Annotated in this window: 9 protein-coding genes; 4 read left to right on the top strand and 5 right to left on the bottom strand. The window is 68.3% G+C overall.

The window, feature by feature from the left end; all coding sequences use genetic code 11:
• Positions 1 to 47 precede the first annotated feature (47 nt).
• Positions 48 to 4,214, bottom strand: a complete 4,167-nt coding sequence (locus AC1DT6_RS00890) for a translocation/assembly module TamB domain-containing protein (RefSeq protein ID WP_441635524.1) — start codon at positions 4,212 to 4,214, stop codon at positions 48 to 50.
• A 64-nt stretch (positions 4,215 to 4,278) separates the two neighbouring features.
• On the bottom strand, positions 4,279 to 6,159 hold the full coding sequence (locus AC1DT6_RS00895; protein ID WP_441635537.1) for an autotransporter assembly complex protein TamA: 1,881 nt from the start codon (positions 6,157 to 6,159) through the stop codon (positions 4,279 to 4,281).
• Positions 6,160 to 6,366: 207 nt separating this feature from the next.
• On the opposite strand from AC1DT6_RS00895, the gene AC1DT6_RS00900 reads away from it, so the two are divergent.
• The 3 genes from AC1DT6_RS00900 to panC all read left to right on the top strand — a co-directional run bounded on the left by AC1DT6_RS00900 (position 6,367) and on the right by panC (position 8,460).
• On the top strand, positions 6,367 to 6,555 hold the full coding sequence (locus AC1DT6_RS00900; protein ID WP_035863727.1) for a DUF3460 family protein: 189 nt from the start codon (positions 6,367 to 6,369) through the stop codon (positions 6,553 to 6,555).
• 34 nt (positions 6,556 to 6,589) lie between these two features.
• The gene (locus AC1DT6_RS00905) at positions 6,590 to 7,471 is read left to right on the top strand and encodes a segregation and condensation protein A (protein WP_035863726.1); all 882 of its coding nucleotides are present in this window, start codon (positions 6,590 to 6,592) and stop codon (positions 7,469 to 7,471) included.
• A gap of 140 nt (positions 7,472 to 7,611) precedes the next feature.
• Complete coding sequence (gene panC, locus AC1DT6_RS00910) at positions 7,612 to 8,460, top strand: pantoate--beta-alanine ligase (RefSeq protein WP_035864067.1); 849 nt, start codon at positions 7,612 to 7,614, stop codon at positions 8,458 to 8,460.
• 117 nt (positions 8,461 to 8,577) lie between these two features.
• On the opposite strand, the gene AC1DT6_RS00915 is transcribed toward panC, so the two are convergent.
• Positions 8,578 to 9,765 (bottom strand): PepSY-associated TM helix domain-containing protein, encoded by a 1,188-nt coding sequence (locus AC1DT6_RS00915; protein ID WP_441635521.1) that lies wholly within the window; start codon positions 9,763 to 9,765, stop codon positions 8,578 to 8,580.
• A 220-nt stretch (positions 9,766 to 9,985) separates the two neighbouring features.
• Between AC1DT6_RS00915 and AC1DT6_RS00920 the strand changes: the two genes are divergently transcribed.
• The gene (locus tag AC1DT6_RS00920) at positions 9,986 to 10,537 is read left to right on the top strand and encodes a GNAT family N-acetyltransferase (RefSeq protein WP_441635519.1); all 552 of its coding nucleotides are present in this window, start codon (positions 9,986 to 9,988) and stop codon (positions 10,535 to 10,537) included.
• Here AC1DT6_RS00920 and AC1DT6_RS00925 read toward each other — a convergent pair.
• A complete protein-coding gene (locus AC1DT6_RS00925) occupies positions 10,518 to 11,168 on the bottom strand; it encodes a nucleotide-binding protein (protein WP_441635517.1) in 651 nt (216 codons plus the stop codon). The genes AC1DT6_RS00920 and AC1DT6_RS00925 overlap by 20 nt on opposite strands.
• A 119-nt stretch (positions 11,169 to 11,287) precedes the next feature.
• Entirely contained in the window at positions 11,288 to 12,835 is a 1,548-nt protein-coding gene (locus tag AC1DT6_RS00930; protein WP_441635515.1) for a cobyric acid synthase, read from the bottom strand.
• Positions 12,836 to 12,896: the final 61 nt, after the last annotated feature.

Raw genomic sequence — 12,896 nt, forward strand, 5'->3', positions numbered from 1 at the left:
GTCGGTACGACGCGGCAGTATCTGAAGGGAGGCGATAGCGTTGCCCCTCAGGGCCGCGCAGGCGCGGCATCCGAGGCGGCACCGCGGGGGGCATCGTCGCCGGTTTTGCTGTTGATTTCATTGCTGCCATCGGTCTGGCTCCCTTCGGATCTGGCGCGGCCGCCCGCGCCGGTGAACAGATTGCCCCAACTGTCAAAGCGGCGGTTGAACAACAGGGACAGGCCACTGATCGAACCACCCTTGGCAACCAGGGACCAGCGCCGCGAGAATGCCCAGGTCAGCTTGAACACGCTGGAAGCACTGGTCAGGCTCTGCTCATAGCCCACCGAGATCTGCTCGGTCACGGCCTTGCCCACGCTTACCACCTGCTGGTCGTTAAGGCCCGCGGTACTCGGACCGATGGAAAACTCATCGATGCCGAAATGCTGCACGATTCCCTTGCCGGCACGCCCGCCGATCATCCCCAGCGCAGCGCCGCCCAGGGCCGCGCCACCCAGCTGCTTCTGCTGTCCGGCGGCGGCGGATTCGGCACCATAACCGAACATCAGCCATGACAGCTTATCCTCCTCCGGCACATTCGGCTCCGACACCAGCCTGACGCGCGGCAGGCGCACCGTGCCGGTCACCTCCACGCCGGCCTCCACCTCCTGGTTGCGGCGCATGGCGCGGATATTGATGTTGGGATTGTCCACCGGACCGTTGAAATTGACGATGCCGCGCTCGATGTTCAGCTTGCGCCCGAAGGCTTCATAGGTGCCGTCGGTCACGCGAATGGTGCCGGTGGCGCGCAGCGGGGTCAGCGGCGCGCTCTTGATGCCGAGCTGGCCGCCCAGGCGCAGGTCCGCGCCGGCCCCGCGGAAGCGGAAGTTGTCTCCCAGGTCGAGCGTGAGATCGATCAGCGGGCTGAAGCGGCTGGCCGGCCTGGTCTCCGGCACGGGCGTGGCGGCAGTCTTGATCTCGCGCTGGTCGCGGCGGCGCACCACCACCACGTCGTCGCCCAGCTCCGGGGCACCGGCCTTGGGCAGGTCGAACAGGCCGCTGTCCACGCGGAACTTGCCGCGTATCACGATCTGGCGGTTCTCGTTCACGATACTGGCATCGCCGGAAACGATCAGGGTGCGCTCGGGGCTGGCAAAGATCTGGAGCTTGTCGGCCACGATCTTGCCGGTCAGGTTGGGATCGGTCTCGCCCAGCTTCACGTTGCCGGTGGCCACGATCTTGCCGTCGCCGCCGCGGAATTCCACTTGCTTGAGCTCAATGGCGTTCTGATCGAGCGCGACGCGCACGATGCCGTCGGTCAGGCGGATGCCCAGGTCGTACAGCGTGATAGCGATGCCACTGCCGTCGATATTGCCGGTGAGCAACGGGTTGCCGACCGTGCCGGCAAGCTGCAGGGTGGCCGCCAGCTTGCCATCGAACGCGTATTGCGGCCCGGTGAACGCTTCCAGCGTCTTGATCTTCGGCACATCCAGCGACACCTTGCCCGCCAGCGCGGAAGCCGGCGTCACCGTCATCAAGCCCTGGTCCTGGAGCAGCCCGGCGGACGCGTCCACCACCAGCTTCCCGAGGCGCGCGGCTTCGACGCCGCCGCGCAGGTTGACGCGGCTGCCGGCAAACTCGGCGCGCAGCGCGCTCTCGCCAAGTCCCAGCGTGGTGAAGCCCCGACCCGCGCTCACTGAGACATCGCCGCTGCGGCGGCGCAACTCGGCGAAGCCGGAGGCGGTCTCGGCCAGCGTGATGTTCCAGCGCCCGTCCAGCACCAGGTCCGAGCGCACCGGCGGCGCCTCGCCGCTGAGCGCCTCGGCCAGGCGCAGCAGATTTGCCACCTGCAAGCCGTCGAGGTTGCCCTGCGTGCGGATGCGGCCATGATCGAACTCGAAACTGTCCACATTGACGCGGGCGCGCTCGAACTGCAGGCCGGCGGCGCCCAGCCGCACATGCTGGTCGGCCACCAGCAGCTGTGCAGGCGCTATCAGCCGCACATTGACGGTGCCGCGTTCTTCCAGGGTGCGGATGGTGCCGTTCCAGCCCGCCTGGCCCTGCCAGGCACCCTGCCCCGCCAGCGTCAGCTGCATCGGCTTGTCGTGCAGCGCGCCGGCCGTCTTCAACTCGAAGCTGTGCCTGGCCTGGGTGCCGCTGAGCGTCACGTCGAGCGTGTGCAGCGTGGCAACCGGGCCGCGATAGTCGCGTGCGTTCAGTTGCAGCGCGAGCGTGCCATCCAGGCCCCCGCGCAGCTCCGCGCTGCCGCTGGCGCTGGCGACATGGTGCGGGCCCACCACCAGCGACTGGGCGCTATAGGTGCCCACGATTTCCGGCCGCGCCAGGGTGCCGGTGACGTTGGCATCGAGCTTGAGCACGCCGGCCACGCCGAACTTGAGCCGCTCGAGCTGCGGCGCGTCCACGTGCAGCTTCAGGCGGTCGCCGCGCGCGCCGAAACTGCCACTGAGCTGAGCCTGGTTGCCGGCCATGTCAATCGTGGCCTGGCTCGGCAGCAGGCGCTCGCCGGCCAGGCGCAGCTTGCCCTCGCCGCGCATAGGCAGCCCCGCATAGACGCTGTCGCGCACCGAGAAATCGAGCCCCACGCGCAACTCCGGCGCAAGTGTCCCGCTGGCAGTGAAATCGGCATTGATGCGGCCGGGCGCCACCGTGGCGACGCGCGCGGGGTCGAAGTTGGTGAGCTTGCCCTTGAAGCTGAAGGGCTGCTCGTCCTTGAGCGAAAGCTTGCCCTCGGCGTTGAGCGTGCCCGAGCCGATGCCGGCGCGCAGCGCGGTCAGCGTCACTGCCTCGGCGTCCAGGCGCGCATCGGCGAACAGCTTGAACTCGCCGCCGGCAAGGTCCAGCGCCGCGCTCTGGCGGCCGGGCTCCAGCCGCAGGATCACCGGGCCGGACAAACGCACGCGCTTCAGGCTGCCATAGAGGGCTTGCGGGTCGAGGTTGCGCACGTCGAGGTCAAAGCCGCCGCGGCCCTCGTGCAGCGCGCCGCCGCCACGGATCTCGCCGCCACCGGCCAGTGCCACGCGCAGGTCGCGCACCGCCTGTGCCGTCTCGCTGACCTCGATGTGCCCCTGCACCGATTCCACCGGCAGGCGCTCGGCGTCGAGCTTGCCGGCGTCATGGTTGACGATGCGCACGTCGCCCGCTACCCGCAGGGGCGCCTCGTCGGTGGCGCCGGCGGGCTTTGCGCCGGCGGCGGAGGCGGGAACCGCCGATGCCGTTGCAACCGGGGCGCTGGCAGCCGCCGGCGAGGATGCCGCCGCTGCCGGTGCCGGTGCGCCCGCCCCGTCCACCGGCCGCAACTCGGCCTGCACGGACAGGTTGGCTTGCGGCGCCGAAGCGCTGAACAGGCGCGGATTGATATGCTCGCCGTTGACCACCACATGGGTGAACGGCACCTTGCCGAACGGCGTCAGGTCGGCCCCGGCGCGGCCGCGCATTCGATCGCCGCTGGCCTCGACTTCCGCGCGCAGGGCGGCGAGCGAGCCACGCATGCTGGCGCTGATGCTGAAGGACTCCTTCTCCCAGCTGCCCTCCAGCAGGCCCGCGCCGGTCAACGCGAAAGGCGCCTGGCCGGCGATCTGCGCATTGGCGGCGAGCTTGCCATACGGCGTGACCAGGTGTTCCACGCTGGCGCGATGGTGCTGCCCGTCGGAATGCAGCGAACCCGCCAGGTCGGCAAACACCATCTCGCTGGGCGTGGCCGGCGGCCCCTCCAGCAAGGCCAGGCGTGCCAGGGTGAGCGTATCCACGTCCACCGACAGCGGCAGCTCGAGCGACTTGGGCAGCGTCGCAGGCGCGCTGTCGGGCTGGGCCGGGGGCAAACGCAGCGTCACCGCACCGATGCGCAGCCATTTGACATGCAAGCGGGTCGGCGACCAGTTGAACGACCAGTCGCCATCGAGGCGGTCCACCGTCACGCGTGTCTCGCCGCTCGCGAACACCACATCGCGCAGGCGCAGGCCCTGGGCCACCGTGCCGCCCTCCAGCTTGCCGGACAAGGCGCCGTCGGACAGCCGCGTGGCCATTGACCATAGCTGGCGCGTACCCGCCTCGGTGCGCAGGGCCAGCGCCACGGCCGACAGCGCCGCCAGCAGCAGCACGAGCAACACCGCCACCAGCCACGCCAGCCAGCGCCAGACGCGCCCCCGGCGCGGACGCGCCGGTCCGGGTGCGCCAGCATCGCGGGCGGGAACGGGAGGCATGTCGGGGATACTCATGCGGCAAACGCCTTGCGGCTGCGTGGACGGGAGGCGCCGGCCTGCCGGCAGGGTCGCATCGCCATCAGAACGCAACTCCAAGTGAAATATGCGGGCGGAACTGTGTCTCCTGGATGCCGTAGCCGATATCGAGCTGCACCGGCCCGACCGGGCTGCGCCAGCGCGCCCCGATACCCACGCCGTTGTAGAGCTTGACGCCCGTCAGGTTGTCGGTGGCGGTCCCCACGTCCCAGAAAACCGCGGCGCCCCAGTCGGGCAGGAACCAGTACTGGTATTCCAGGCTGGCAGTGCCGAGGTATTTGGCGGGCAGCACGCTGGCGCCGTCGCGCGTGCCGATCGACTGATAGCTGTAGCCCCGGATCGAATCGGTGCCGCCGGCGCGAAAGCGCAGCGAGGCCGGCACCTTGGTGACGTCGCCTCTGGTGATATCGGCGCCCAGTTCCAGCCGGGCCACCACCAGGTCGCGTTTGCCCACCGGGATGTACTGGCGGATACGGCCGTAGACACGGAAAAAGGTCTCGTCGCTCAGCACGTGCTGGGCCGCCACGCCAACCTGCGTGTTGATGACATTGCCGCGGCGCGGGAACACCGGGTTGTCCACGTCGCGCCGCGTCCATGCGAAAGCCGGCACCAGCGCCCGGCTGAGCTGGTTCGGCTCGCCGAAGGGCTGCAGGTTGTCGTAGTAATAGTCCAGCGAGATGGTGGTGTCGTAATTCTCGCGCGAGCGGGAGCGCTTCAGGCCGGTGCGCAGGCTGGTCAGGTCGGTGCTTTCCAGGTCGATGGTGCGTTCGTAGCTGCTGTAGACGCTGTTGCGGTACGTCCTGCTATCGGGCGGCATGGCCATCTCGGCGAAAACGTACTGGCGTTTTTGCTCGATGCGTGCCTGCGAGTCGAACACCCAGGCACGGTTGAACAGGTTGTAATAGGAATAGCGGCCTTCGACCTGGGCGCCGGTATCGGTGGTGTAGCCCACGCCGCTCGAGAGCCGGTTGACGGGATACTCGCGCACGCGCACATACACCGGCACGGTGACCTTGTCGGCGTTCATGTCGACCTTTGGCTCGGCGTCGCTGGCCGTGCCCGCCTCGGTCACCTTGCCCTGATCCGTCGACTCCTGCTGGCCCAGGTCGATCTGCACGTTGGAAAAATAGGGCTGGTTCTGGATTGCCCGCTGGAATTCCAGCAGGCGCTCCACGCGGTACGGCTCGCCCTCGTACAGCGGATTGACGTTGCGGATGATCTGCTCGGGATAACGCCGCAACCCGCTGATCTTCAGCGGTCCCATGCGGTATGCCGGGCCGCTGGCAAAACGCGCGCTGAGGTCCGCCGCATGTTCGTCCGGCTCGACGCGCGCCTGCGAGCCGGTCATGCGGGCGCCGTAGTAGGTATGGCTCTGCAACTCCACCAGGGCGTCCTCCTTGGCCTTGGACCAGTCCGCCTGCCGGAACGGCTCGCCCACCGGCAGGCCCCATTTGGCCCGGATTTCGGCAATCTGCTCCGGCGACTGGGTGGCGGCGGGGCCGCTCACGCTAACGTCGACCGCACGGATCACGGTGCGCGCGCCAGGGTCCACCGTGATGGTCACGGTGCGCTTATCGCCGCTGCCTTCCACCTTGGCGGTGGTCTGCGGATCGAAATAGCCTTCGGTGGAGGTGAACTGGCGGACCTGCTCGCCAACCGTCTCGACCATGTAGTTGAACTGGTCCGGCGAGATGTCGTCGCGCGCGCTGTAGCGTGACAGGTCCAGGTGGTCTTGCAGGATTTCCTTGATCGCCTTGGGCGCCTCCACCTCGACCTTGTAGGCGGCAGCGGCCGGCCCCGCGGACAGCGCCAGGGCCGCCAGCAACGGACACGCCAGGCGGCGCAGCGCGGCCGCCGCCCCCGGCTCTGCGCCGGAGGCGGCGACAAAGCCGGCGGGCCTGGTACGCGGGGTCCCTGGATCCATCCTCATCGATTGGTGCACGTCACGCAAAGTCGATATTTGACCACACCCGGGCGGCCAGCCTGCCCGATGGCGCCAAAAAGACCCCCCCGGGCGGCCGCGCATCAGGGGTGTGGGATCAAAATGGCGGAATCGCGTGCAATCCCGTTACTGACCCTGCCAATACGGTAAAATCCGGGCTCGTTCGACAATTCCCCACTGTTTCCCGTCATGGCTCTCTACGAATCGGATATCACCCAGTTCCTGAAGTCGCTCAAGGATGAGCGCCCTTCCCTGGAAGCGGAACAACGCCAGGGCCGCGCCCTGCTGTGGGACAAGAGCCCGATCAATCTCGAAGAACGTGCCCGCGCCGACGCCTCCCGCGTGGCGCAGAAGCCTTACGTCTATTCGCTGGACTGAAGCCGTACCCGCCCCCTCGAGCGCCCGCCCCTAGATGAACCAGAGCGAGCAGGACAAGCTGAAGCCGCCGATCGAGCTGCCCAGCGTGGCACCCGGACAGGACTCCACGCCGGCCGCCGTCGACGGCATGGCCTTCGCGCGCCTGTATGGCGAGCCGCTGTTCAAGCTGCCCCAGGACCTGTACATCCCGCCGGATGCGCTGGAAATCTTCCTGGAAGCGTTCGAAGGGCCGCTGGACCTGCTGCTCTACCTGATCCGCAGGCAGAACTTCAACGTCCTCGATATCCCGATGGCGCAAGTGACGCGCCAGTACCTCACGTATATCGACCAGATCCGCAAAAGCAATCTTGAGCTGGCGGCCGAGTACCTGCTGATGGCGGCCATGCTGATCGAAATCAAGTCGCGCATGCTGCTGCCGGTGAAGAAAAGCGACAGCGACGAGGAAGAAGAGGATCCCCGGGCCGAACTGGTGCGCCGCCTGCTCGAATACGAGCAGATGAAGCTGGCGGCCATGCGCATCGACCAGGTGCCGCAGCTCGGGCGCGACTTCCTGCACTCGCAGGTCTATATCGAGCAAAGCCTCGCGCCGCGCTTTCCCGATGTCGAGGTCGTGGACCTGCAGGCCGCCTGGGCCGACGTGCTCAAGCGCGCCAGGCTCAACCAGCACCACAAGATCTCGCGCGAGGAATTGTCGGTGCGCGAGCACATGAGCCATATCCTGCGGCGCCTGCAGCATACGCGCTTCATGGAATTCAGCGAGCTCTTCGACGAAGCCGTGCGCTCCGGCAAGGGCGTGCCGGTGGTGGTGGTCAACTTCATCGCCATGCTGGAGCTCTCGCGTGAAGCCCTGGTGGAGATCACCCAGGCCGAGCCGTTTGCGCCGATTTATGTGCGATTGGCGTACATTCCCAGCTAGGCCGCACCGATAGCGGCGCCCGCCTCGGGCCACATGCTCTACAATCCGCCGACAGTCGGCGCCACCAAGAGCACCAGACCGGCTTCTCGGGCGCGCGTATGCGCCAGGGTCATCCCTACCACGACCAGCACACCAACTTCATGAAAGTCATCTCCTCCATTCACGAGTTGCGGGACCAGTTGCGCGGACAGAACCGGGCGGCCTTCGTGCCGACCATGGGCAACCTGCACGAAGGCCACCTGTCGCTGATGCGCCTGGCGCGCCAGCACGGTGACCCGGTGGTCGCGTCAATCTTCGTCAACCGGCTGCAGTTCGGTCCCAACGAGGATTTCGACAAGTACCCGCGCACGCTGCAGGACGACATCGAGAAGCTGCAGAAGGAAGGCGTGTACGTGCTGTTTGCGCCGACCGAGCGGGACATGTACCCCGAGCCCCAGGAATACCGCGTGGAGCCGCCGCACGACCTCGGCGACATCCTCGAAGGCGAATTCCGCCCCGGCTTCTTCAAAGGTGTCTGCACGGTCGTGATGAAGCTGTTCTCGTGCGCGCAGCCACGCGTGGCGGTATTCGGCAAGAAGGACTACCAGCAGCTGATGATCGTGCGCCGCATGGTGAACCAGTTCGCGCTGCCGATCGACATCGTGCCGGCCGAGACCGTGCGCGCCGAGGACGGCCTGGCCCTGTCCTCGCGCAACCGCTACCTGACGCCCGACGAGCGCACCGAGGCACCGGTGCTCTACAAGACGCTGCATGACGTGCGCAATACCGTTCTGGCCGCCAACAGCGCCAGCGCCGACCTGGCCGCGATCGAGGCTAATGCACAGGCTGCGCTGCAGGCGCGTGGCTGGAAGCCGGACTACATTGCCATCCGCAAGCAGGTAGACCTGCAGCCGCCGACCCGCGAGGAATACGTGGCGGGCGAGCCGCTGGTGATCCTCACGGCAGCCAAGCTGGGGGCTACCCGGCTGATCGACAATCTCGAGATCTGACGCCGGGAGCGGCTGGCGCCGCACCTACCCCGTAGCAAAGAGAAGCGGCCCCAGGGCCGCTTCTCTTTTTGTCGTTCAAGGCCCTGCCGGGGCACCGCCCGTGCAGACCCGGCCCGGTCAGGCGGTCCGTGCCCTGGCGCGTTGCAGCGTCCGGGCCACATGGCGCCGATGCCCGCGCCGCCGCTTCCACCAGATCAGCACTCCGGTCACGGCGAACAGCAGCGGCACCAGCCCGAACACCGAGATAAAGATCCGCCCCGGCAAACCGAAGGCTTCACCGGTATGCAGCGGGTACATCCAGTTGAGGAAGGTATCGCCGGCGGGCGCGGCCATCGGATCGCGCACGCCGAGGCCTTTGCCCGTGTGGGCATCGAGCCAGATCCGGGTGGCGCCGCTGCCCTGGCGGACCTCCCCGGGCTGGCGCACGCGGACCTCGAAGGGATCGCCGGCCTTGCGCGGGAAACTCACCCGCGTGACCTGCGCGGCGGGGTAAAGCGCCTGGGCCGCGCTGACCGCTTGCGCCGCGCCGAGCGGCGGCGTTCCGGCGGGCACAGGCGCCGATGCCGGCTTGCCGGGTGGCGTCACCGTCATCACGCCGGCCACCAGCGGCGTCACCCACTTGGGCAGGTCCAGGTACCAGCCGGAAAACGCCATGGTAGCCAGCACCGGCGCCGCGAAGATGCCGCCCGCGCGGTGCAGCGAATAATTGAAGCGTGACCAGGAGCCGCCGTGCGTGATGCGAAAGGCATGCAACACCGCGCGCGGCTTGAGCTTGGGCCACCACATCGCGACCCCGCAGATCACCATCACCAGCAGCAACATGCCGGCAATGCCGAGAATGGTCCGGCCGGTCTCGCCAGACAGCAGGTAATGGTGCACCTGGAACAAGGTGGGCATCAGCAGCGGGCGCGACAGCCCCGGCTCGCCCCAGACCCGCTCCCCTTTCACCGCCAGCGTGACGGGATCGACCATGACCTGGCGCGAACGGCCGGCATCCGCGCCCTTGAGCGGATACCAGGCCACGAACACCTCGTGCGGCGCGGACGGCAGCATCAGCAACCCGGGACGGCCGTAGCGCGGATCGGCCTGCAGTTTGTCGGTCGCCGCCTGTACCGTCGCCGGCGCGACCGGCAGCGGCACCTCGGCCGAGGCGGTCAGCAATCCGGGGTTGAGCAGCGCATCGAGTTCATCGCGCCAGGCGATGGCGGTGCCGGTCAGGCCCAGCATGACGAACAGCAAACCCAGCGTTAAGCCGATGTAGAGATGAATCTTGACGATGACAACGCGCAGGCGGCCGGTGACCATGGGAGGCAGAGAGCAGATTTGGGGGGGTTATGTATTGCGCATCACAGGCCGGCAACGCATGGATACGTCACGCCAGTAAAAATGAGAATGCGAAAGATTCGCGATTCTATCAGGCGTTACAAGCCCGCGCGCGACGGGAGCAAGACTGTGGCGGGGCCGCACCGGATTGCGGCAGAATGGCGTGCGCGGCCACCGCCGGCCCCGCGTTCCTGCCCTGAAGATGCCCAGATCGATCGAATTGCTGCCCGCCGCGGCCCAAGATGCAGCGCTGATTGCCGGCCTGCACACCCAAAGCTGGCACCACGCCTACCAGGGCCTGTTGCCGGCGGATTACCTGGAACGGGAAGTGCCGGCCGAGCGCCTGCGGGCCTGGCGGGCACGCCTGGTGGATGGCGCCGAGGGGCCGCTGGAGGTCACGCTCGCGCGCGTGGATGGCGAGCCGGCCGGCTTTGCCTGCCTGCAAGCGGAAGCCGAGCCGCAGTTCGGCGTGTACCTGGACAACCTGCATGTGCTGCCGCAATGGCATGGACTGGGCCTCGGCAAGCGCTTGTTCGCGCATTGCGCGCGGCGCGCGGCCAGCGGATGGCCCGGGCAGCCGCTCTTCCTCTATGTGCTGGACAGCAACACCCAGGCGCGCGAGTTCTACCGGCGCCTGGACGGCATCGAAAGCGAACCGTTCGACGATGCGTTTCCCGGCGCCAGCCTTATCGTGGCCGTACGCCGCGTCAGCTGGCCGTCGGTGGACGCCCTGCTCAGGCGGCTGGGCGCTTAGCCAGGGCGGGCTGCTCCAGCCAGCCGATGATGGGCTGCCACTGCTCCCAGTCGCGCGCCACGCGGGATGGCGCCACGTCCCACAAGGTCAGCCCGTGCGCGGCCAGCTGCACGTAGTTCTGCGTATCGCGCAGGAAACCCAGCACCGGCAGCCCCAGCTCCGCGACAAAGCGCTGCAACTGCTCGGCCGCGCGGGTGCGCAGGTCGACCCGCATGCCGATCACGCCAACCTCCACCTCGCCGTGGCGCACGCGCTTGTCGTCCGCCAGGCGAGCGAGGAAATCCTGGGTGGCCAGGATATCGAACAGGGAAGGCTGCAGCGGCACCACCACGCGGTGGGCCAGCTTCATCACGTCGTTGAAGCGCCAGCCGTGCAGGCCGGCCGGGGTGTCGAGCACCACATGGGTGGTGCCCTTGGGCGGACGTGCGATCTGGTCGGAGCTGATGTCCCAGGTGCGGATGGCCGGCGCCGAGGCCGGCCGCAAACCCAGCCAGGCGCGCGAGGATTGCTGGCGGTCCGTATCGCCCAGCATCACGGCATGGCCGGCGCTGGCGAAATAGCCCGCCAGGTTGGTGGCCAGCGTGGTCTTGCCTACGCCGCCTTTGGGATTGGCGATCACGACTACAGGCATGGGTGTCTCCGCAATGGCTTTCCATGGCGGCGCTGCCCTCGGGCGCGCCGCTCCGGGTTCCGCCACGGCCTTGCCGTTTGTCGTAAGCGGGCCCCGGCGGAGCGGACCCGCCTGCGAGTTTAGCAGTTGCCGCGCGCGGGCGGCCCGGCCAGCGGCGAAGTTTGCAAGGGCGCCAGCAAGGTGCCCAGGTCGAGATGCGCGGCGAGCGTGTCGGCCAGCCGCTCCAGCGACGCCTCGCGCAGCGCGGCCAGGTCGACGCCTTCGGCCCGCGCCAGCCCGGCCCAGCGCAGCAGCGCGCCGCAGGCCTCGGGCTGGTCGAACAGGCCGTGGACGTAGGAGGCCAGCACTTGGCCGTCCTCCGACTGCGCGCCGTCCGGGCGCTCGCCTTCGAGCCATAGCGCCGGGCGCGCCAGCGCCGCGCCGGTGGTCACGCCCATATGGATCTCGTAGCCTTGCACGGCTGCCTCGCTGCCGTCCTCCAGGGCCAGCCGGCCGCTCACCACACGCAGCTGCTTGTGCGGCGCCAGGACCGTCTCGTAGTCCAGCAATCCGAAACCTTCGCTGCTGCCGGGCGTGCCCTCGTTGCCGGCCGGGTCGTCCACACGCCGGCCCAACATCTGCATGCCGCCGCAAATGCCGATCACCTTGCCGCCATAGCGCAGATGCCGACGCAGGGCCGGCTCCCAGCCATTGGCGCGCAGGAAGGCCAGATCGGCGCGCACGCTCTTGCTGCCTGGCAGCACGATCAGGTCGGCAGGCGGGATCGGCATGCCAGGGCCGATGAAGCGCAGGTCCACCTGCGGATGCGCGCGCAGCGCATCGAAATCGGTGTGATTGGAAATGCGCGGCAGCACCGGCACGATCACGCGCAGCAGTTCGCCCTGCTTGGCCGCCTGCGAGCCGATGATGGCGTCCTCGGCGTCCAGGTGCAGGCCATGCAGGTAGGGCAGCACGCCCAGCACGGGTTTGCCGGTGCGCGCCTCCAGCCAGTCCAGCCCGGGCTTCAGCAGCGCGATGTCGCCGCGGAAGCGGTTGATGATGAAGCCCTTGATGCGCGCGCGTTCGGATTCCGACAGGCAGTCCAGCGTGCCCACCAGGTGGGCGAACACGCCGCCGCGGTCGATGTCGGCCACCAGCACCACCGGGCAGTCGACCGCTTCGGCAAAACCCATGTTGGCGATGTCGCGGTCGCGCAGGTTGATCTCCGCCGGGCTGCCGGCGCCCTCCACCATGACGACCTCGTAGGCGCTGGCCAGGCGCCGGTGCGAGGCCAGCACCGCCTGCATCGCCACCGGCTTGTAGGCGTGATAGGCGCGCGCATCCAGGTCCAGCCGCGCCTGGCCATGGATGATGATCTGCGCGCCGGTATCGCTGCTGGGTTTGAGCAGCACCGGATTCATGTCCGTATGCGGCGCCAGCCCGGCGGCCAGCGCCTGCAAGGCCTGCGCGCGCCCGATCTCGCCGCCGTCGGCGGTGACCGCGCTGTTGAGCGCCATGTTCTGGGGCTTGAACGGAACCACGCGCACGCCGGCGCGGGCCAGCACCCGGCAAAGGCCTGCCACCAGGGTGCTCTTGCCAGCGTCGGAGGTGGTGCCCTGCACCATCAAGGTACCGCGCAAGCCGCCCGGCAGCGCCTGCGCGGTGGCTTCGGAGAGATTTTTTTGCATCGTGGGATTATCGCATCGGCGTGCTTCCCGGCGGCCCTGCGCGCGCCATCGCGGGCGTGCG

The organism is Cupriavidus sp. 01L45 (genome assembly GCF_056399885.1).